The organism is Kitasatospora sp. NPDC001664, assembly GCF_053596675.1.
Window position 1 is genome coordinate 57212 of record NZ_JBSFGS010000029.1, and the last position, 19804, is coordinate 77015.

A 19804-nucleotide genomic window follows, 5' to 3' on the forward strand; every position below is an offset into this window, starting at 1 on the left:
CTACTGCCCGGCGAGCCAGAGGTCGGGGCCGAAGACCTCGTAGTGGATGGCGTCCGCCGGGACGCCGCGCTCCAGCAGCTGCCCGCGGGCCGCCCGCATGAAGGGGAGCGGGCCGCAGAGGTAGGCCTGCACACCGGTCGGCAGCGGGACGGCGGAGAGGTCGACCAGGCCGTCGGTCTCCTCGTACCAGCGGTGCAGCTCCGCCTGCGGGAGGGCTCCGGTGAGCTCGGCCAGCTCCGCGGCGTGGGCGTGCGCGGCGGGGGAGCGGTCGCCGTGGACGGCGACCACGCGGCGCTTGGAGCCGGTGCGGACCAGGTGGTCGAGCATGCCGATCATCGGGGTGCAGCCGATGCCGGCGGAGGCGAGCAGCACCGGCGCGTCGCCGTCCCGGAGCACCAGGTCGCCGAAGGGGTGCGAGACGGAGAGCTCGCCGCCGACCTCCAGGTGCTCGTGCAGCCGGCTCGACACCTCGCCGTCGCGCTTCACGGTGATCCGCCACTCGTCCCGCCCGGGGGCGGCCGAGAGGCTGTACTGCCGGATCTGCCGTGCGCCGTCCGGGAGTCGGACGCCGACGCTGACGTACTGGCCGGGCAGGAAGGCGCCGACCGGGGCGCCGTCGGTGCGGCGCAGGGTGAAGGAGACCGCGTCGGCGGTCTCGTCCTGCCGGCCGGTGACGGTCATGGACTGCCAGACGTCGCCGGGCTCCAGGCCGGCCTCCTGGTACAACTTGGCCTCCAGGGCGACGAGTTCACCGGCCATCAGCCAGTAGAGCTCGTCCCAGGCGGCGGCCACCTCGGGGGTGACGGCCTCGCCGAGCACCTCGACGATGGCGGCGAACAGGTGGGTGTGCACCACCTGGTACTGGGCCTCGGTGACACCGAGCGAGGCGTGCTTGTGGGCGATCCGGGCCAGCATCGCGCCGGGCCGCACCTCGGGGTGCTCGACCAGCAGGGTGGCGTAGGCGGCGATCGAGCCGGCCAGTGCCTGCTGCTGCTCGCCGCTGGCCTGGTTGCCGCGGTTGAAGAGGTCGCGGAGCAGTTCGGGGTGGGCGGCGAAGAGCTTGGAGTAGAACAGCGGGGTGATCTCCCCGATGGCCCCGCCGACGGCGGGCAGGGTGGCGCGGACGGTCTCGGTCGACTGCGGGGAGAGCACGGGTCCTCCTGGATGGGGTGACGGCTGCGCTCTCAATATAAATGGTGATCGCCATTTAAAAAGTGGGCCAAAGGTCCCGATCTCCGCCGATCCGGCCCCGCCACCGTCCGGCAACGCGCAGGACACGCGGACGTAACGATCCCCGGTTCTTGCAGAAACTTGCTGCAAGACCTTTCGGCGCCGCTCGCGCCGCTGTTACGTTCCTTCCCGAGCCCGACGGCCACGAGCAACGGCGCAGTCGGCAACGGGACAGCCATTATGCGCCGTCCCCCTCCACTTCGGGCACCCCCACCTTTCCCCAAGGAGTTCTCATGCGGCGTGGCATCGCGGCCTCTGCCCTCGTTGCGGCCCTCGCGGTCACCATGGCGGCCTGTGGCAGCAGCGGCTCCGGTTCGGACGACAAGGCCGCCTCCGGCCCGGTCACCATCACCTACTGGGACACCTCCAACGCCACCAACGAGGCGCCGAACTACGAGGCCCTGGTCAAGAAGTTCGAGGCCGCCAACCCGAACATCAAGGTCAAGTTCGAGAACGTCCCGTTCGACCAGGCGCAGAACAAGCTGCAGACCGCGATGGGCGCCACCGGCGCCCCGGACGCCTTCCGCGCCGAGGTCGGCTGGACCTCCGCCTTCGCCAAGGCCGGCTACCTGGAGCCGCTGGACGGCACCGCCGCCCTCGCCGACAAGGCCGCGTTCCAGCCCAGCCTGATCCAGCAGGCCACCTTCGAGGGCAAGGTCTACGGCGCCCCGCTGGTCACCGACACCCTGGGCCTGCTCTACAACAAGGAGCTCTTCACCAAGGCCGGCATCACCAAGGCGCCCACCACCTGGGACGAGCTGAAGACCGCCGCCGCCCAGGTCAAGGAGAAGACCGGCGCCGACGGCTTCTTCCAGCGCGCCGGTGACGGCTACTACGCGATGCCCTACCTGCTCGGCGAGGGCACCGACACGGTGGACGCCAAGGGCAAGAAGATCACCGTGAACTCGCCCGAGGCCGCCAAGGCGATCGAGACCTACAAGTCGATGTTCACCGCCCCGGGCACCGTGAAGGCCGACGTCACCACCGACTCCTACGCGCACATGATGGACGCCTTCAACAGCGGCAAGGTCGCGGCGATCATCCAGGGCCCGTGGGAGGTCACCAACATCTACAAGGGCACCGCCTTCGCCGACAAGAAGAACCTCGGCATCGCGCCCGTCCCGGCCGGCTCGGCCGGCAAGGCCGGCGCCCCGACCGGTGGCCACAACGTCTCGGTCTACGCCGGCTCGGACAAGGCCCACAAGGAGGCCGCCGCCAAGCTGGCCGGCTTCCTGACCTCGGCCGAGAGCCAGGCCTTCCTCGCGCAGAAGAACTCCACCCTGCCGACCCGCACCGACGCCTTCACCGCCGAGGTCAAGGCCGACCCGGGCATCGCCGGCTTCCAGGCGGTGCTGGCCTCCGCCCAGCCGCGCCCCGAACTGCCGGAGTACTCCTCGCTGTTCGCCTCGCTCGGCACCAACCTGGGCAAGGTCGTCCAGGGCCAGTCCGACACCAAGGCCGGCCTGGACGCCGCCGCCGTGGACTACGCCAAGCTGCTCCCCGGCTTCGCCAAGTAAGCCCCAGGAAGCACCTCGCAAGCCCGCCGCCCGGGCCGCCCACCTGACGGAGGTGGCCCGGGTGGCTGCCACCCACTCCCGAGAAGGTGTCAACTCATGGCAGTCGCCGTGCAGGACGCGCCGGCCGAGGACGGACGGCGCTCCCGTCCCGGTCTGCTGGCCCGCGTCAAGCTCTCGTACAGCAAGTACTGGTACGCGTACGCGATGGTCGCCCCGGTCGTCATCGTCCTCGGGGTGCTGGTCGGCTACCCGCTGGTGCAGGGTCTGTACCTGACCCTCACCGACTCCAACAGCCTCAACTCGGCCCGCACCATCGGCGTCAAGCACATCCCGGCCACCTACGAGTTCATCGGCCTGCACAACTACGCCGACGTGCTCTGGGGCCCCGGCTCCTACGACCGCTTCTGGTCGCACTTCGTCTGGACCATCGCGTGGACGGTCATCTGCGTCACCGTCACCTACGCGACCGGTCTGGCGTTGGCCATGCTGATGAACCAGCACCTGCGCGGCCGCGGCCTCTACCGGCTGATGCTGATCCTGCCCTGGGCGGTGCCCACCTTCGTCACCGTCTTCTCCTGGCGTCTGATGCTGGCCGACGGGGGAGTGGTCAACGGACTGCTCGGCAGCGTCGGACTGCCCGAACCCTCGTGGCTCTCCGACCCGTTGGCCCAGAAGGCGGCCGCCATCGGGGTGAACACCTGGGTCGGCGTGCCGTTCATGATGGTCTCGCTCCTCGGTGGCCTGCAGTCCATCCCCGGCGAGCTGTACGAGGCCGCCGAGATGGACGGTGCCACCCCCTGGCAGCGCTTCCGCCACATCACCCTGCCGGGCCTGCGCACCGTCTCCTCCACCGTGGTGCTGCTCGGCGTGATCTGGACCTTCAACCAGTTCACCGTCATCTTCCTGCTGTTCGGCAACGGCGCGCCGGACGCGCAGATCCTGGTCACCTGGGCCTACCGCCTCGGCTTCGGCCAACAGCCGCGCGACTACGCCCAGTCGGCCACCTACGGTGTGCTGCTGCTCTCCATCCTGATCGTCTTCACCAGCTTCTACCGCCGTTGGCTGGCCCGGAACGAGGAGTCGTCCCGATGACCGCGACCATCGAGGAGGCCGTGAACACCCCGGCCCCGAAGGCGAGTTCCCCCGGCCGTCCGAAGAAGGTGCGCCGCCGCGGCGAGTCCTCACCCGTGGTGAAGGCGCTCTCGCACGCCGCCCTGGTGCTGGCCAGCCTGATCGCGCTGTTCCCGGTGCTCTACATCGGCTTCATCTCGCTCGGGCCGGACAAGATGGACTACCTGCACCCCGGGCAGATCCTCTCCAAGGTGACCTTCTCCAACTACACCAAGGTGCTGTTCGAGACCGACTTCGGCACCTGGTTCCTGAACTCGGTGATCGTGGCCGGCGGTACCACCGTCTTCGGCGTGCTGGTCGCCGCCACCACCGGCTACGCGGTCTCCCGGATGCGCTTCGCCGGCCACCGCCAGCTGATGTGGACCCTGCTGGTGACCCAGATGTTCCCTATTGCGGTCCTCATTGTGCCGATGTACACCATCCTCTCCGAGCTGAAGCTGCTGGACGGCTACCTTGGCCTGATCATGGTCTACTCCGCCACCACCGTCCCCTACTGCGCCTGGCTGCTGAAGGGCTACTTCGACACCATCCCGGTCGAGATCGACGAGGCCGGGCGGGTGGACGGGCTGAGCCCCTTCGGCACCTTCTGGCGCCTGGTCATCCCGCTGGCCCGGCCCGGCCTGGCGGTCGCCGCCTTCTACTCCTTCCTCACCGCCTGGGCCGAGGTGGCCTTCGCCTCCACCTTCATGCTCAGCTCCGGCAAGTACACGCTGGCCGTGGGCCTGCAGACCTTCATCAGCCAGTACGAGAGCCAGTGGAACCTGATGGCCGCCACCTCGGTGCTGATCGCCCTCCCCGCAGCTCTGGTCTTCTACCTGGTACAGCGTCACCTCGTGACCGGTCTGACCGCCGGCGCCGCGAAGTCCTGACGGCCTGACGTACCGTCAAAACCGCCCCCGCACCTGCCTGTTGCCGCGAACCGGCCGCCCCGACCGGGCGGCCGGGCCGCCACCGAGTCCCCAAGGGATGACTGTCCATGACCCAGAACCTGGCCGACACCTCCCGGCCCGCCGCCCCCGCCGCCGAGTCCGACGCCGACTCCTCCGCTGCGAACGGTGCCGCCGGCAGAGGCTGGTGGCGGGACGCGGTCATCTACCAGGTGTACCCCCGCAGCTTCGCCGACTCCAACGGCGACGGCATGGGCGACCTGCCGGGCGTGCGCAGCCGGCTCCCGTACCTGCGGGACCTCGGGGTGGACGCGGTCTGGCTCTCCCCCTTCTACGCCTCCCCGCAGGCCGACGCCGGCTACGACGTGGCCGACTACCGCGCGGTGGACCCGATGTTCGGCACCCTGCTGGACGCCGACGGCCTGATCCGGGACGCGCACGAGCTGGGCCTGCGGATCATCGTGGACCTGGTCCCCAACCACTCCTCGGACCAGCACGAGTGGTTCCAGCGCGCCCTGCGCGAGGGCCCCGGTTCCCCGCTGCGCGACCGCTACCACTTCAAGCCGGGCAAGGGCGAGGGCGGCGAACTGCCGCCCAACGACTGGGAGTCCATCTTCGGCGGCCCGGCCTGGACCAGGACCACCGACCCGGACGGCACCCCCGGCGACTGGTACCTGCACCTGTTCGCCCCCGAGCAGCCGGACTTCAACTGGGAGAACCAGGCCGTCGCCGACGAGTTCCGCTCCATCCTGCGGTTCTGGCTGGACATGGGCGTGGACGGCTTCCGGATCGACGTCGCGCACGGCATGGTGAAGGCCCCCGGCCTGCCCGACCTCGGCTCGCACGACCAGCTCAAGCTGCTCGGCAACGACGTGATGCCGTTCTTCGACCAGGACGGCGTGCACGCCATCTACCGCGCCTGGCGGCAGATCCTGGACGAGTACCCCGGCCAGCGGATCGGCGTCGCCGAGGCCTGGACCCCGACCGTCCAGCGCACCGCCAACTACGTCCGCCCGGACGAGCTGCACCAGGCCTTCAACTTCCAGTACCTGGGCACCTCCTGGGACGCCGCCGAGCTGCGCGAGGTGATCGACCTCTCGCTGGACTCGATGCGCCCGGTCGACGCCCCCACCACCTGGGTGCTGTCCAACCACGACGTCACCCGGCACGCCACCCGCTTCGCCAACGAGCCGGGCCTGGGCACCCAGATCCGCACCCCCGGCGACCGCGAGCTGGGCCTGCGCCGGGCCCGCGCCGCCTCCCTGCTGATGCTCGCCCTGCCCGGCTCGGCCTACGTCTACCAGGGCGAGGAGCTCGGCCTGCCGGACGTCACCGACCTGCCCGACGAGGTCCGCCAGGACCCGTCCTTCTTCCGCGCGGAGGGCCAGGACGGCTTCCGCGACGGCTGCCGGGTGCCGATCCCGTGGTCCGGCACCGAGGCCCCCTACGGCTTCGGCCCGACCGCCGGCGGCCCCAGCTGGCTGCCGCAGCCCGACAGCTGGGCCGGGCTCAGCGTCGAGGTCCAGACCGGCGACCCGACCTCCACCCTGGAGCTCTACCGCTCCGCCCTGACGATCCGTCGCTCCCACCCGGACCTCGGCGCCGGCGAGTCGGTGGAGTGGCTGGAGACCGGCGAGCACCTGCTCTCCTTCCGTCGCGGTTCCTTCGTCTGCACCGTGAACACCGGCTCCGAGCCGGTCCGGATCGCCGCTCCCGGCCGTATCCTGCTCTCCTCCACCGAGGCCGTCGCGGTGGAGGGCGAGACGGTCCTCCCGGCGGACAGCACCATCTGGTGGGCGGTCTGACATGGTTGCAATAGGCTCTGGGATCGTGACTACGGCGCGACTCTCGGACATCGCGGCGCAGGCGGGGGTCAGCGAGGCCACCGTCAGCCGCGTCCTCAACGGCAAGGCGGGCGTCTCCGCGACGACCCGTCAGACGGTGCTGGCCGCACTCGACGTGCTCGGGTACGAGCGGCCCACCAGGCTGCGCCAGCGCAGCGCCGGCCTGATCGGCCTGATCACGCCGGAGCTGAGCAACCCGATCTTCCCCGCCCTGGCCCAGGTGATCGAGCAGGTGCTGAGCCGGCACGGCTTCACGCCGGTGCTCTGCACCCAGACCCCGGGCGGCTCCACCGAGGACGAACTGGTGGAGATGCTGGTCGACCGGGGCGTGGCGGGCATCGTCTTCGTCTCCGGCCTGCACGCCGACTCCACCGCCGACCACGACCGGTACGCCAAGCTGACCGGCCGCCAGGTGCCGTTCGTGCTGATCAACGGCTACAGCGAGAAGATCGCCGCGCCGTTCATCTCGCCGGACGACCGGGCCGCGATGTGGATGGCCGTCCAGCACCTGGTCGAACTCGGCCACGAGAAGATCGGCCTGGCGGTCGGTCAGCGGCGCTACGTGCCGGTGCTGCGCAAGATCGAGGGCTTCACCGCCGCGGTCGGCGAGTACCTCGGCCTCGGCCCGGACCAGGCCGCCGAGTACGTCCACCACACGCTGTTCAGCGTGGAGGGCGGGCACGCCGCGGCCAACGCCCTGCTGGACAAGGGCTGCACCGCGATCGTCTGCGGCAGCGACCTGATGGCGCTCGGCGCGATCCGGGCGGTCCGCCAGCGCGGGATGGCGGTGCCGAAGGACGTCTCGGTGGTCGGTTTCGACGACTCGCCGCTGATCGCCTTCACCGAGCCGCCGCTCACCACCGTCCGCCAGCCGGTCGAGGCGATGGCCACCGCCGCCGTCGACGCCCTGCTGGAGGAGGTCAACGGCAGTGGCTCGCAGCGCGGTGAGTTCATGTTCCAGCCCGAGCTGGTCATGCGCGGCTCCACCGGCCCGCGCCAGCACGGGCGTTAGGACGCGCGAGAAGGGCCCGGGGTCGTCGTGACCCCGGGCCCCTCCGTGCTGTCAGCCCTCCTGGACGACACCGCCCCTGGGTTCGGTGAGGCGCGCCTCGTCGGCGGCGTCGCCGGTCCGTGCCTCGGTGCGGCGCGAGCGCACGAGGTAGTCGCGCAGGATCAGCTCGACGGCGTCCTGCGGGTTCTTGGTGCCGGCGAGGAGCATCAGCTCGATCGCGAAGTCGGCTTCCAGGGAGACGTTGACCTTGGCCATGGCGGCAGGATACGGCCGTGCCCCCGGAGCCGACCAGGTCTCCGGGGGCACGGCTTCATGCCGTCGTCAGACGCGGCCCGCGAAGTCGGGGGCCCAGTTGGCGATGGTCTCGGTCTTCACGCCGGCGCGGGGGTTGGCCGCCTCGACGTACTTGCCGCCGCCCAGGTAGATGGCGACGTGGTAGACGCCGGAGTTGGCGCCGTTGTTGGACCAGAACAGCAGGTCGCCCGCCTGGAGGTTGTCCAGCGAGACCCGGGTGGCGGCGTCCGCCTGGTCGTTGGCCACCCGCGGCAGGGAGATCCCGGCCTGGCGGAAGGCCGCCTGGGTCAGGCCGGAGCAGTCCCAGCCGCCGTTGCTGCTGCCGCCGTAGACGTAGGCCTGGCCGACCTTGGAGAGCGCGAAGTTGATCGCGGCGGCCTTGGAGCCGGTGGCGACGGTCGCGGTCTGCTCGGCGGCCGCGGCGGCGGACTTCTTCGCCTTGGTGGTGGTGCCGGTGGAGGCCGAACCCGACTGCGGGGCGGTCGACTTGGGGGCCGGAGCCGGGGCCGGGGCGGCCTGGGCGACGTTGCCCAGGACCAGCTGCTGGCCCGGGTAGATCATGTCCGGGCCCTCGGTGAGCTGAGCCTTGTTCAGCTCGTAGAGCTTCTCCCAGCCGCCCTCGACGTTCTGCTGCTGGGCGATGGTGGAGAGCCAGTCACCGGCCACCACGGTGTAGCTCTTGGCGGCCGCGGGCTTCGCGGCCGGCTGGGCGGCGGGCTGCTCGGCGGCCTTGGGAGCCTCCGCCTTCGGGGCCGAGGTGGTGGTCGAGGAGGTGTCGACCTGGGCGGCGGCGCCGCCCTTGGTCAGGCCCGCCTTGACGGAGCAGACCGGCCAGGCGCCGGGGCCCTGGGAGGCGAGCACCTTCTCGGCGACCGCGATCTGCTGCGCCTTGGTGGCCTGGTTGGCCTGCGGCGCGTACTGCTTGCCGCCGAACTCGGCCCAGGTGCTGGAGGTGAACTGCAGGCCGCCGTAGAAGCCGTTGCCGGTGTTGATCGACCAGTCGTTGGTGGACTCGCACGCGGCGACCTTGTCCCACACGGAGACGGGGGCGGCCGAGGCGGTGCCGGCGGTGAGGGTCGGGATGGTGAGGCCGATGCCCACGACGCCGGTGGCGGCGATGAGTCGGCGGGCACGCTTGGAAGTGGTGCTGGACAGCACGAAGACGCGTTCCTCTCCCACGCCTGCGAGGTGAGCTGTCGGATTCGGGCTGGAGTTGCCCGGCCGTGCCTGAGCGCGGCTTCACCCCAAGCCTGAAATCGGTCATACATGACCAAAACCAGGCGACTTACCTGTGGTTCCCCCGCCCCTGCCGCGGTGCTGATGAGCTGCCGACCCGTCCGGCGGCAGGATTCGGCGTTCCGGAGGGGCTGGGTCCGTGTGGTCACGAACAGGGCGTCACGTTAGGCAGAGTTAAGTTGAAACCGCAAACCCCTGTGATGCTGATCATGGTTTCTTTACCGACTCTTCATGAACCGGAAGCTGTCGATCCGGATGTCGATTCCGATCGATTCTGTTCAAATTCCTTGCGAGCAAAGGGATTTGCCTATGCTTCGGGTCATGCGGCACGCGAGAGGGCCCCAGTCGGGCCCGGCGGACAACGGATCGGCAAAGGTCAGTCGCCGGAAGCTCCTCATCGGCCTGGCGATCGGCACCGCCCTGGCGGCGGTCGGGGTGGAGGAGGTGGTACGGCGCAGCGGCAGCGGTCCTGACGCCCCCTCGGCGGCGAAGCCACCGCCGCCGACGGAAGCTTCGCATTCGCACGGTGCTTCGCCCGGTGCCTCTGACAGCCCGTCCGCCTCGGCCTCGCCCACCGAATCGGCCGCCGCCTCCGCCTCGCCCGCCGAGACGGTGCGGCCGCGGAGCTGGTCCGACCCGGCCGGCTGGAGCGGCGGCGCCGCGCCCCGCCCCGGCGCGGCGGTGCGGATCACCGACCACGTGCTGCTGGACGGCGACGTGACGGTGGGTTCGCTCCTGGTCGAACCGTCAGGTTCGCTCACCTTTGCCCCGGATCGTCCGGTTTCGCTCACCTCGCACGGCAACGTCGAGGTCCGCGGCGCGCTCACCCTCGCCCCGTCGAACGCCGCCACCGTCCACGCCGTCCGCTTCCCCGCGGTCGACGAGGGACGCTTCCAGGGCGGCGGGATGGCCCTGGTGGAGAGCGACACCGGCCTCTGGGTCACCGGCTCCGGCCGGCTCCGCCTGGCGGGCGCCCAGCGCACCGCCTGGGTCCGCGCGGCCGGCCCGCTGAAGGCCGGCGACACCAGCATCCGGCTGGCCGCCGCCCCGGCCGGCTGGCAGGTCGGCGACGAGCTCGCCGTCACCCCGACCGGGACGCCCGACGCCGAGGGCTTCTCCGAGCGCTACGACCACCGCACCGTCACCGCCGTCAACGGATCCACCGTCAGCCTGGACGGCCCGCTCAAGTACGCCCACCCCAAGGTCACCACCGGCGGCGGGGTGAGCGTCGGCGCCGAGGTGCTCAACCTGACCCGCAACGTCCGGGTCGAGGGCACCGAGAAGGGCCGGGCCCACGTCCACATCACCAGCAACCAGCGGGCCGACGTCCGCTACGCCGCGCTGCGCTGGATGGGCCCGAGGTCGGCCGGCAAGGAGAAGTGGGCCGGCAAGCCCGTCACCGAGCCGGTGCTCGGCCGGTACGGGTTGCACTTCCACATGCTCGGCGACACCACCCGGGGCACCGTGGTGGAGGGCGTGGTGGTCCGCGACACCGGCAGCCACGCCTTCGTGCCGCACAACTGCCACGGCATCACCTTCCGCTCCTGCATCGCCCACCAGACCTGGGAGGACGCCTACTGGTGGGACGGTCCGCTGGACACCCGCACCCCCCAGGGGCCCTCCAACGACATCACCTACGACGCCTGCGTGGCCTCCCGCACCCAGTTCGACCCCAACCCGCGCGGCTACCGGCTGACCGGCTTCAGCCTCGGCGCGGGCAAGGGCGGGGTGGCCCGGGACTGCGTGGCGGTCGGCGTCCAGGGCGCCAACGGCGCCTCCGGCTACGAGTGGCCGGAGACCAGCGAAGGGGTGTGGACCTTCGAGCGCTGCCTGGCCCACAACAACCTGGAGAACGGCATCTTCGTCTGGCTGAACGCCGAATTCCACCACACCGTGGGCCAGTTCGTGGCCTACCACAACGGCGGCTGGGGCATCGAGCACGGCGCCTACCTGAACGACTTCGACTACAACGGAACCGTCCTGTACGGCAACGCGGCCGGCGGAGTGGCGATCCACGCGCTCGGCCGGGACAAGGGCACCGTCTTCGACGGCCTGCTGATCGACGCGGCCGGGCAGTCGGACTACGCCGTCTCCACCGCGCTGCACCAACTCCCGGGCGAGACCGTCCAGGTGACGCGCAGCAAGTTCACGGGATACCGGAAGGCCGGGGTCGCGCTGCGCGCGGTGGACGGCGGGGCACCGGAGGACATCGCCATCCTGGACTGCGAGTTCAGCGGCACCGAGCTCTGGATCGACCCGAAGCTGCCGACCCCGAAGCGGGTGGTGCTGCGCAGGGCCGGGGCGGACCAGGCCCAGGAGATCCACCTCTCGGGCGCGCCGACCCCGACCACCAGCGCCGTTCCACCGCGCGCCGTGGTCACCCCGAGGATCGCGCTGCGGGACGCGGCGCCGCTCTCCTGAGTCCTGGGTCGCGGAGTCCACACGGGGACGGACGCGAGGGGGCCCCGTACGGTTGCACACCGTACGGGGCCCCTCGTGCTGTCGGGGTGTCAGGCCTCCGGCTGCTCCTCGAAGGCGGGCTGCGGGAGCGCTGCCAGGTACGCCGAGGCGATCAGCTGGCCGACGGCCGGGTAGGCGCCGAGCGGGGCGGCGCTGGGGCAGTCCGCCTCCTCGGCGGCGGTGGCCAGCAGCTCCGGGTCGGCCTCGGGGCCGATCACCAGCGGGGCCAGCGCGGGGCGCTGGGAGCCGGTCGCCTTCAGGTGGTTGACGGCCGCCAGCACCGAGCCGGGAACGTCGAGCGCGGCGCCGACCACCGGGACGGCCAGGCGGGCGGCCAGCAGCACGCCGGTAATCTCGGCGGCCTGGGCGGCGTCCTCACCGCCGGCGGTGGTGAGCACGATGCCGTCCGCGGCGGTCGCGATGGCGAACAGCCGGGCCCGGTCGGCCCGGGCCAGCCCGGCCTCGGAGAGGCGGACGTGGACGGCCTCGGCCAGCAGCGGGTGCGGGCCGAGCACGTCCGTCACGACGGCGCCGTGCGCGGCGGCCAGCTCGTGAAGGCCGGTCAGGAAGCCGTGCGGGCCCGGGAGGAGGGGCACCAGCACCGGGGCGGGCAGCCCGGCCTCGGCGGCCCGGGCGAGCAGCTCGGCCACGGTGGGGGAGGAGTCGTCCTGGGAGCCGTCCAGGTAGGCGGCGGCGGTCTCGATGCCGGGCTGCTCGCCGCGCACGATCGAGAGCAGTTCCTCGACCACGGGGCGGACCTCCGGCCCGGCGGTGGCCGGAACGGCCAGCACCAGCGTCGGCGAACCCGCCGGGATCTCCGGCCGCTCGGGACGGCGGTGGCGCCCCCGCGCACGGGAGCCTGGAGTACGTACGGGCAGTGCCGGGCCCGGGATGGCTGCTGTGCTCATGGCGGAGATCGTAGGACATCTCGCCCTACCTCCCACAGCCGGGCCGGAGTCCGGACAGTGATCGGCGTCACAATCCGACAGAGGTGACGGACCGTGAGCCATCTCGACAGACCCCCGAAGATCGACAACCCGCTGGAGTTCGAGTACGCGCAGTCATCGGTATGTCCACGATTGGCCCGCGTTTGTCCTGATACGGGGCCTCAACTCGCTTGTCGGACACCCGTGCTGACTGATTGATGCCCCACATCGTGCACGCGCAAACACCCGTGCTGATGCACGTGCACTGGAGCTATCATCACGTCAAGTGAGGCGAACGCCTGTCACGTCGGGGAGAATCCACATGCAGAACACCACGTACAACGGCATGCCTTCCGCGGACCTCGAGGGTGTGGTCTGGCAGAAGAGCCGCCACAGCAACTCGCAGGGGAACTGCGTGGAGTTCGCGGCGCTGCCGGGTGGTGACGTCGCGATGCGCAACTCCCGCTTCCCGGACGGGCCGGCCCTCGTCTACACCCGCGCGGAGATAGCGGCGCTGCTGCTCGGCGCGAAGGACGGGGAGTTCGACCACCTGGCGGGCTGACAGTCCGTCGGACCGGGGGCACCGGGGCCGTCGCGAGGGGATCGCGGCGGCCTTTCGTCGTGTCCGGGCCCGACGGGGCGTCAGGCGGACGGGTGCCCCGTCGGCGGGTGCCGGATGACGGCGGGTCAGGCGGAGCGCCGGTGGCGGCCGGGGGTGGCCGTGGGGGCGGGGACGGTGTCGGCCTCGAACACGGCCCAGACCACCTTGCCCGCGCCGGCCAGCGGGTGCCAGCCCCAGGAGCGGCTGAAGGAGTCCACCAGGTGCAGGCCGCGGCCGGACTCGGCGACGAAATCGGGCTCGCGGGCCACCGGACCCTGGCTGCTCGGGTCACTGACGGCACAGACCACCTGGGGTGCGCGGTGCACCAGGCTTATTCGGATCGGCAGAAGGCGCGCATCGGCCCGCGGCTCCACGGTACGGTCGGGACCGGGCTGCACCGGCAGCCGGACCGCCGACGCGGCGTCGGGCCGCTGCAGCAGGGCGTGCCGCAGCGCGTTGGTGACCAACTCCGAGGCCACCAGGGCGATGTCGTCGAAGAGGGGAGCCAGGCCCCAGCCGTGCAAGGTCTCCCTGGCGAACTCCCGGGCCGTCTTCACGGCCTCGAAGCGGGGAGCGAGGGTGCAGCTGACCACGTACGGGTCGGCCGCGATGGCCGTACCGGTGCTCATGAAGAGCTCCTCCCATAAGGGGGCGGACACGGCGGGACCCACCGGGGTCATGCCGGTCACCTCCGACTCGCTCGGCCGCGCGGCCACCGGGCCGACGAACCACGTCCGCACACGGCTATCCGGCCGCGCGGGGGCGCGGCCGGAGGCGTGTGCGGAATCGCGCGTGGGGACGTCGACACGGTGCCCGCGGGGGTGCCAGGGGTGTGCAGGTGCACGTGCACCATGGTCCCGTGCGCACACTGCGGATGCAAGAGTCGATTCACGTGCAGTCGCACCTTTGGCATATGCAAGCGCCGGATGCACGTGCATCCTGGGAGGGTCGGAGCAGAACTGGCAGATTGATCAGTCAGTACCGGCACCCAGAGCGCTCAACTGATGGCAGACTGTGCGCTGTTTGCTCACGGCGGAGGTTTTGACGGCAATGACCACAGTCCAGCCCGGTGGCGGTTCGATGGTGCGCCGGATCCTGCTCGGCTCGCAGCTCCGCCGGCTCCGGGAGTCCCGGGGCATCACGCGGGAGGACGCCGGCTACCAGATCCGCGCCTCCGAGTCGAAGATCAGCCGCATGGAGCTCGGTCGCGTCTCCTTCAAGGAGCGCGACGTCGCCGACCTGCTCAGCCTCTACGGGGTGGACGACGGCGCCGAGCGCGAGGCGCTGCTCGGCCTGGTCCGCGAGGCCAACAAGTCCGGCTGGTGGCACAGCTTCAACGACGTGCTGCCGGGCTGGTTCCAGACCTACGTCGGTCTGGAGGAGGCGGCCGCCCAGATCCGCACCTACGAGGTGCAGTTCATCCCCGGTCTGCTGCAGTGCGAGGAGTACGCCCGCGCGGTCTTCTCGCAGACCCGCCCGGTGATCACCGAGGAGGAGCTGGAGCGCCGCCTGAGCCTGCGGATGCGCCGTCAGAAGCTGCTCAGCGACGGGCCGGGCCCGCGCCTGTGGGCCGTGATCGACGAGGCCGCGCTGCGCCGCCCGGTCGGTGGCCCCAAGGTGATGCGCGCTCAGGTCCAGTACCTGCTCGACGTGTCGGAGCAGGCCAACGTGGTGATCCAGGTGATGCCGTTCCGCTTCGGCGCGCACGCGGGGGAGAGCGGCGCGTTCTCCATCCTGCGCTTCCCCGAGCAGGACCTCGCCGACGTGGTCTACCTGGAGCAGCTCACCAGCGCCCTCTACCTCGACAAGCGCGACGACGTCGACGCCTACGTCCAGGTCATGGAGCGCCTGTGCGTGGACAGCCTGACGCCGGAGCAGACCAAGGACCTGCTCACCCGGATACTGTCCGGCAACTGATCTTCTCTCCGTCAGGGGCCCGGGCAGACTCATGTCCGGGCCCCTGACGCATTCCTGACAGGTCGTCAGGCCGCAGCCCGGCTCAGACCCGGGTCGGTGGCTGTGCGCGCGGTGGCGCCTCGGGCAGCGGCGGCCGGCCCAACTCCCAGGCCAGGCCGTAGCGGTAGAACAGGTCGGCCCGGATCGGCGGCAGCGAGACCGCCGCGCCCGGCAGCAGCAGCCCGATCACCCCGCCCATCAACGCGCTGCGCAGCACCGCGTGTTCGGCCACCGGGTCGGCCGCGCCCCAGTCGCCCAGCAGCCCCTGGAGGATGCCGCCCAGGGTGCGCTGCTCGGGGTCCTTCACGAACGCGCCCACGTCCGGGTCGAGGATCAGCGCCAGGTGCGAGCGCATCACCCGGGGGTGGTCCAGCGCCAGCCCGAGCACCGCGTCGATCGCCCGGGCCAGCCGGGCCTCCGGGTCGCTGCCCCCGGGCAGCTCCGCCAGGGCGGCGGAGAGCGTCAGGTGCATCATCCGGTGGGTGGCCGCCTGCATCAGCAGCCGCTTGCTGTCGAAGTAGTACGTCAGCAGCCCCCGCGCCAGCCCCGCCCGCTCGGCGATGTCGCCCAGCGTGGTCTTGGCGTACCCGTTCAGGTCCACCAGCTCGACCGTCGCCTGCATGATGCGGAGCCGGGAACGTTGGCGCATTTCCTCATTGACCGATTCCCCGCGAGGTGCCATCGTGTCTGCTCCGTACGTTGATTGGCTCCCAGCCAATATACTGTGCGGGAGCCGCTCGCCCGGTCCTTCGGGCCACGCGTACGGCGACGGGGCCGGGTCCACCAACACGGGGGTTTGGTGGACCCGGCCTCCGTCATGAACGGACCCGGTGGGTCAGCCCTTGGTGAGCACCTCTGCCGTCGCGGGGGTCTCGGCGGCGTTGCGGGTGTAGTCGTAGTCCGGCACCGCCGCCGGGGCCGGCGCCTTGCGCCGCTCCAGCGCCACGCCCACGGCGGCCACCACGAAGCCGACTAGCGAGATCCCGGTGACCAGCAGCAGGGCCGGGCGGTAGCCGTCCAGCTGGGCCGCGGCGCTCTCCCCGCCGCCGCTGCCCGAGGTGATCACGGCGGTGACGGCGGCCATCACCAGGGCGCTGCCGACCTGGAAGGCCGTGTTCACCAGGCCCGAGGCCAGACCCTGCTCCTCGTCGTCGACGCCGTTGGTGGCCGCGATGTTGACCGAGGGGAAGCCGAGCGCGAAGCCGATGCCGAGCAGCACCATGCTGGGCAGCACCAGCGTGGCGAAGCCGCTGTGCTCGTCGAGCCGCAGGAAGAGCGCGTAGCCGAGGGTCAGCGAGAGCACCCCGAGCACCATCAGGCGTCCGGTGCCGAAGCGGTCCACGATCGAACCCATCTTGGTCGCCGAGAGGGCGACCAGTGCGCCGGCCGGGAGGAAGGCCAGCGCCATCTCCAGGGCCGACCAGCCGAGCAGCCGCTGGAGGTAGAGCGTGGCGATGAACTGGAAGCCCGCGTAGGAGCCGAAGAGCGCCAGCGCGGTCAGGTTGGCCCGGGCCACGCCGCCGTTGCGGAAGATGCCGAGCCGCACCAGCGGGTGCGCGGTGCGCTGCTCGATCACCAGGAAGGCCGCCGCGAGGGCGAGCACCAGGACCAGCGAGCCGATGGTGCGCAGGCTGGCCCAGCCGGCGCTCTGGGCCTCCGTCACGGTGAACACCAGCAGGAGCAGCGAGCCGGTGCCGGTGACCGCGCCGGCGATGTCGTACCCGGCGGAGCCGCGCGGGGGCCGGGGCTGACGGGGCAGCAGGCGGAACGCGAAGACCAGGGCGATCAGCGCGACGGGCACCGGCATCAGGAAGGTCCAGCGCCAGCCCGCCGAGGTGAGCAGGCCGCTGAGCACCAGGCCGAGCGAGAAGCCGCTGGCGCCGGTCACGGTGTAGATGCTGAGCGCGCGGTTGCGGGCCGGGCCCTCGGCGAAGGTGGTGGTGATGATCGACAGTCCGGCCGGGGCGGTGAAGGCCGCCGCCACGCCCTTGACGAAGCGCGCCGCGATCAGCAGCCCGCCGTCGTCGACCACGCCGCCGAGCAGGGAGGCGGCGGCGAAGACGGCGAGGGCGACCAGGAAGACCTGACGGCGGCCCAGCAGGTCGGCCGCCCGGCCGCCGAGCAGCAGCAGGCCGCCGTAGCCGAGCACGTAACCGCTGACCACCCACTGGAGGGTGGAGGTGGAGAGCTGGAGGTCGGTGCCGATCGAGGGCAGTGCCACGCCGACCATCGACACGTCGAGGGCGTCGAGGAAGAGCGCGGCGCAGAGCACGATCAGGGTGCCCCAGAGCCGGGGGCTCCAGGCTTCGTCGCCGTGGACGGACGGGGCGTCAGAGGGGGTGGCGGGAGCGGCGGATGCCGATGGCTCTCGTGCTGTGGTCATGGGGAGGACACTTCCATGCACGTGCATTCAATGCAAGTCGATTTAATGTGTACGCAATAAGTTCATGCGCATGTGGTAGGGTGGCCGCGTGTCCGAACCCGAAGTCCCCGCCGACGGGGCGAACCTGGTCTCCGACTGGCGCGATCTGCTGGCCCGTCAGGCGGCCACCGCCTGTGCGCTCGACCGCGAGCTGGGCGAGCTGCACGGGCTGGGGATGAGCGAGTTCGAGGTGCTGGAGCGCCTCTACGAGGACGAGCGGAAGCCCCTGCACGAGACGCGGCTGCGGGTGCAGGACCTCTCCGCCCAGGTCCACCTGAGCCAGAGCGCCCTCTCCCGCCTGATCGGCCGCCTGGAGAAGGCGGAGCTGGTCGAGCGGGCCATGTGCTCCTCGGACCGGCGCGGCATCTACGTCACCCTCACCGAGGCCGGCCGGCAGCGCTACGAGGACGCCCGGCCGGTCCACCGCGAGGTGCTCGCCCGCACCCTGGGCGGTGGCCCCGGCGCGCCCGGAGGCAAGCGGCAGGACGGCTGAGGCTCCGTCAGGTCCGGGCCGGTTCACCGTCAGGCGGCCGTGCCCAGCCGGATCAGGTCCCGGACCAGGGCGGCCGTCCCCTCCGGGAGGGCGGTAGAACCGTTCGCCAGCAGGATTCCGGCCAGGCCCTCCGCCGGCGCGACGAGCAGGGCGGAGCGGAAGCCCGGCACCGAACCGGTGTGCCCGGCGAAGCCCGGCCCGCCACCGCGCGCCGGGTCGTCCGGCCAGAGCTCCAGGCCCAGGCCGTAGCACCCGTCCGGCACGGCCGGGCGGCGCATCTCGGCCAGGGTCGCCGCGCTCAGCACCCCGTCCTGACCCCCGGTCAGGAACGCCGCCCAGCGCACCAGGTCGTCGAGGGTGGACCAGTGCTGCCCGGACGGTGACATCACACCGAAGTCGTACGACGGGACGGCCGTCGGTCCGCCGGTCTCCGGGTCGGCCGCCCAGCCGGTGGCGGCCGGTGCCGCCGGCAGGCGGGTGGTGCGGCGCATTCCCAGCGGACGGAGCAGCTCGGTCCGCACGCACTCGGCCCACGGGGCCCCGCGGTGCCGCTCCACCAGCGCTCCGAGCAGGGTGAAGCCGACGTCGGAGTAGTGGTGCACCGCACCGGCCGGGTACAGCGTGGGCGGCTGCCCGAACAGCCCGGCGGGGAAGTCGTCGGTGCCGTCCCGTCGCCACGTGGCGGGCGGGCCGCCGGGCACGCCGGAGGTGTGGGCGAGGAACTGGCCCACGGTGGCGGCACCGACCGGCTCCGGCAGGCCGGGCAGGTGGCGCCCCAGCGGGTCGTCCAGGCCGAGCCGTCCCTCGTCGCGGAGCCGGAGCACCAGGGCGGCGGTGAGGGTCTTGGTGATCGAGCCGATCCGGAACTGGGTGCCGGCGTCCAGCGGGTGGCCGTCCACGGCGCCCGTGGCGCCCCGCCAGAGGGGCCGGCCGTCCCGGAGCACCACGGCGGTCGCCGCCGTCGCGCCGAGGGCGGTACGGGCCGCCGCCAGGCGGTGGTCGAGCAAGAGGCGGGTGGCGGTGCGGAGTTCGTCGTTCACCAGGGGACGGTAGCCCGGCGGGGAGGGTGCGGGGCCACCGAATTCGGCCCCGTACAGTTCGGGTCGGACCGGTGTCGGCGCAACGAGGGGGACTTGGTGGTGGAGCTCGCGCGGTCGTGGGTCGAGGGGTGGGCGGTGTCCCGGGGGCTGGCCGGGCCGGCGACGGTGCCCTGGGGGCTGCGGATCGAGGTCGGGAAGCCGCGGGAGACGGTCCGTCACGTCCTGCTCGACACGGAGGCCCGCACCACCCGTGCCCTGACCGCCTCGGTCACCGAACCCGCCGTCTGCGTCAAGGGCTTCCTCCCCGCCACCGAGCTGGACCCGTACTTCCCGGCCGCCGGCTGGCTGCCGCTCGACCCCTGCTTCCTGATGGCCACCGAGCTGCGCCCGCTGCGGGTACGGGTGCCCGAGGGCTACACCGTCACCACCTCGACCGCCGACGGCGTCGCCACCGTCCGCGTCCTCGGCGCCGACGGTGGCCCCGCCGCCTCCGGGCAGGCGGGCCTGACCGGCACCGTCTGCGTCCCGGATCAGATCTCCACCGAACCGGCCCACCGGCGAAGGGGGTTGGGCACGATGGTGATCGCGGCCCTCACCGACGCGGCGCTCGCCCACGGGGTCTCGACGGGTGTCCTCGGGGCGACCGTCGAGGGCCGCGCGCTCTACGAGGCCCTCGGCTGGCGGACCCTCGCCCCGCTGACCGGCTACGTCTCCCGGCCCCGGTGAGAAACCAGGTGACACGTGCCGTCGGCCGC

At 71.8% G+C, this 19804-nt stretch carries 18 protein-coding genes and 1 riboswitch; of the genes, 10 read left to right on the forward strand and 8 right to left on the reverse strand.

Annotation, left to right across the window (positions count from 1 at the left end):
* Positions 1 to 1152 carry a globin domain-containing protein gene (locus ACWCYY_RS32225; protein WP_449798043.1) on the reverse strand — a complete coding sequence of 384 codons (1152 nt, stop codon included), beginning with the start codon at positions 1150 to 1152 and terminating at the stop codon, positions 1 to 3.
* Positions 1153 to 1463: 311 nt separating this feature from the next.
* Between ACWCYY_RS32225 and ACWCYY_RS32230 the strand changes: the two genes are divergently transcribed.
* The 5 genes from ACWCYY_RS32230 to ACWCYY_RS32250 all read left to right on the forward strand — a co-directional run bounded on the left by ACWCYY_RS32230 (position 1464) and on the right by ACWCYY_RS32250 (position 7621).
* The gene (locus ACWCYY_RS32230; protein WP_345289155.1) at positions 1464 to 2747 is read left to right on the forward strand and encodes an extracellular solute-binding protein; all 1284 of its coding nucleotides are present in this window, start codon (positions 1464 to 1466) and stop codon (positions 2745 to 2747) included.
* Between the two features lie 96 nt (positions 2748 to 2843).
* Positions 2844 to 3839 carry a carbohydrate ABC transporter permease gene (locus ACWCYY_RS32235; protein WP_449798044.1) on the forward strand — a complete coding sequence of 332 codons (996 nt, stop codon included), beginning with the start codon at positions 2844 to 2846 and terminating at the stop codon, positions 3837 to 3839.
* Complete coding sequence (locus ACWCYY_RS32240) at positions 3836 to 4747, forward strand: sugar ABC transporter permease (protein ID WP_345289153.1); 912 nt, start codon at positions 3836 to 3838, stop codon at positions 4745 to 4747. The genes ACWCYY_RS32235 and ACWCYY_RS32240 overlap by 4 nt, the downstream gene beginning before the upstream one ends.
* A gap of 107 nt (positions 4748 to 4854) precedes the next feature.
* Complete coding sequence (locus ACWCYY_RS32245; protein ID WP_449798045.1) at positions 4855 to 6570, forward strand: glycoside hydrolase family 13 protein; 1716 nt, start codon at positions 4855 to 4857, stop codon at positions 6568 to 6570.
* 1 nt (position 6571) lies between these two features.
* The gene (locus ACWCYY_RS32250; protein WP_345289151.1) at positions 6572 to 7621 is read left to right on the forward strand and encodes a LacI family DNA-binding transcriptional regulator; all 1050 of its coding nucleotides are present in this window, start codon (positions 6572 to 6574) and stop codon (positions 7619 to 7621) included.
* 51 nt (positions 7622 to 7672) lie between these two features.
* Here ACWCYY_RS32250 and ACWCYY_RS32255 read toward each other — a convergent pair whose 3' ends face one another.
* A complete protein-coding gene (locus ACWCYY_RS32255; RefSeq protein ID WP_449798046.1) occupies positions 7673 to 7876 on the reverse strand; it encodes a hypothetical protein in 204 nt (67 codons plus the stop codon).
* A 66-nt stretch (positions 7877 to 7942) separates the two neighbouring features.
* Positions 7943 to 9094 (reverse strand): transglycosylase family protein, encoded by a 1152-nt coding sequence (locus tag ACWCYY_RS32260; RefSeq protein ID WP_449798047.1) that lies wholly within the window; start codon positions 9092 to 9094, stop codon positions 7943 to 7945.
* Positions 9081 to 9281, reverse strand: a riboswitch (cyclic di-AMP (ydaO/yuaA leader). (Overlaps the previous gene by 14 nt.)
* A 191-nt stretch (positions 9282 to 9472) precedes the next feature.
* Here ACWCYY_RS32260 and ACWCYY_RS32265 point away from each other — a divergent pair.
* Positions 9473 to 11572, forward strand: a complete 2100-nt coding sequence (locus tag ACWCYY_RS32265) for a hypothetical protein (RefSeq protein ID WP_449798048.1) — start codon at positions 9473 to 9475, stop codon at positions 11570 to 11572.
* 89 nt (positions 11573 to 11661) lie between these two features.
* Here ACWCYY_RS32265 and ACWCYY_RS32270 read toward each other — a convergent pair whose 3' ends face one another.
* Positions 11662 to 12519, reverse strand: a complete 858-nt coding sequence (locus ACWCYY_RS32270; RefSeq protein ID WP_345289600.1) for a sirohydrochlorin chelatase — start codon at positions 12517 to 12519, stop codon at positions 11662 to 11664.
* Positions 12520 to 12859: 340 nt separating this feature from the next.
* On the opposite strand from ACWCYY_RS32270, the gene ACWCYY_RS32275 reads away from it, so the two are divergent.
* Positions 12860 to 13099 (forward strand): DUF397 domain-containing protein, encoded by a 240-nt coding sequence (locus tag ACWCYY_RS32275; protein ID WP_345289599.1) that lies wholly within the window; start codon positions 12860 to 12862, stop codon positions 13097 to 13099.
* A 125-nt stretch (positions 13100 to 13224) separates the two neighbouring features.
* Here the strand turns inward: ACWCYY_RS32275 and ACWCYY_RS32280 are convergent, their stop codons facing one another.
* Entirely contained in the window at positions 13225 to 13767 is a 543-nt protein-coding gene (locus ACWCYY_RS32280; protein ID WP_345289597.1) for an ATP-binding protein, read from the reverse strand.
* Positions 13768 to 14188: 421 nt separating this feature from the next.
* On the opposite strand from ACWCYY_RS32280, the gene ACWCYY_RS32285 reads away from it, so the two are divergent.
* Positions 14189 to 15055 (forward strand): helix-turn-helix domain-containing protein, encoded by an 867-nt coding sequence (locus ACWCYY_RS32285; RefSeq protein ID WP_345289596.1) that lies wholly within the window; start codon positions 14189 to 14191, stop codon positions 15053 to 15055.
* 82 nt (positions 15056 to 15137) lie between these two features.
* On the opposite strand, the gene ACWCYY_RS32290 is transcribed toward ACWCYY_RS32285, so the two are convergent.
* The gene (locus ACWCYY_RS32290) at positions 15138 to 15743 is read right to left on the reverse strand and encodes a TetR/AcrR family transcriptional regulator (RefSeq protein ID WP_449798049.1); all 606 of its coding nucleotides are present in this window, start codon (positions 15741 to 15743) and stop codon (positions 15138 to 15140) included.
* Positions 15744 to 15929: 186 nt separating this feature from the next.
* Positions 15930 to 17477, reverse strand: coding sequence for an MFS transporter (locus ACWCYY_RS32295; protein WP_345289594.1), 1548 nt, complete (start codon positions 17475 to 17477; stop codon positions 15930 to 15932).
* A gap of 88 nt (positions 17478 to 17565) precedes the next feature.
* Between ACWCYY_RS32295 and ACWCYY_RS32300 the strand changes: the two genes are divergently transcribed.
* Complete coding sequence (locus tag ACWCYY_RS32300) at positions 17566 to 18009, forward strand: MarR family winged helix-turn-helix transcriptional regulator (RefSeq protein WP_449798050.1); 444 nt, start codon at positions 17566 to 17568, stop codon at positions 18007 to 18009.
* 29 nt (positions 18010 to 18038) lie between these two features.
* On the opposite strand, the gene ACWCYY_RS32305 is transcribed toward ACWCYY_RS32300, so the two are convergent.
* Positions 18039 to 19049 (reverse strand): serine hydrolase domain-containing protein, encoded by a 1011-nt coding sequence (locus ACWCYY_RS32305; RefSeq protein WP_449798051.1) that lies wholly within the window; start codon positions 19047 to 19049, stop codon positions 18039 to 18041.
* A 96-nt stretch (positions 19050 to 19145) separates the two neighbouring features.
* Here ACWCYY_RS32305 and ACWCYY_RS32310 point away from each other — a divergent pair, with 96 nt between their 5' ends.
* Positions 19146 to 19775, forward strand: a complete 630-nt coding sequence (locus ACWCYY_RS32310) for a GNAT family N-acetyltransferase (RefSeq protein WP_449798052.1) — start codon at positions 19146 to 19148, stop codon at positions 19773 to 19775.
* The last annotated feature ends 29 nt before the right edge of the window (positions 19776 to 19804 follow it).

Coding starts and splice junctions, on each gene's coding strand:
- ACWCYY_RS32295 (WP_345289594.1), bottom strand. CDS start 17,477: ATGACCACAGCACGAGAGCCATCGGCATCCGCCGCTCCCGCCACCCCC.
- ACWCYY_RS32245 (WP_449798045.1), top strand. CDS start 4,855: ATGACCCAGAACCTGGCCGACACCTCCCGGCCCGCCGCCCCCGCCGCC.
- ACWCYY_RS32270 (WP_345289600.1), bottom strand. CDS start 12,519: ATGAGCACAGCAGCCATCCCGGGCCCGGCACTGCCCGTACGTACTCCA.
- ACWCYY_RS32235 (WP_449798044.1), top strand. CDS start 2,844: ATGGCAGTCGCCGTGCAGGACGCGCCGGCCGAGGACGGACGGCGCTCC.
- ACWCYY_RS32240 (WP_345289153.1), top strand. CDS start 3,836: ATGACCGCGACCATCGAGGAGGCCGTGAACACCCCGGCCCCGAAGGCG.
- ACWCYY_RS32290 (WP_449798049.1), bottom strand. CDS start 15,743: ATGCGCCAACGTTCCCGGCTCCGCATCATGCAGGCGACGGTCGAGCTG.
- ACWCYY_RS32265 (WP_449798048.1), top strand. CDS start 9,473: ATGCGGCACGCGAGAGGGCCCCAGTCGGGCCCGGCGGACAACGGATCG.
- ACWCYY_RS32285 (WP_345289596.1), top strand. CDS start 14,189: ATGACCACAGTCCAGCCCGGTGGCGGTTCGATGGTGCGCCGGATCCTG.
- ACWCYY_RS32250 (WP_345289151.1), top strand. CDS start 6,572: ATGGTTGCAATAGGCTCTGGGATCGTGACTACGGCGCGACTCTCGGAC.
- ACWCYY_RS32255 (WP_449798046.1), bottom strand. CDS start 7,876: ATGGCCAAGGTCAACGTCTCCCTGGAAGCCGACTTCGCGATCGAGCTG.
- ACWCYY_RS32230 (WP_345289155.1), top strand. CDS start 1,464: ATGCGGCGTGGCATCGCGGCCTCTGCCCTCGTTGCGGCCCTCGCGGTC.
- ACWCYY_RS32280 (WP_345289597.1), bottom strand. CDS start 13,767: ATGAGCACCGGTACGGCCATCGCGGCCGACCCGTACGTGGTCAGCTGC.
- ACWCYY_RS32275 (WP_345289599.1), top strand. CDS start 12,860: ATGCAGAACACCACGTACAACGGCATGCCTTCCGCGGACCTCGAGGGT.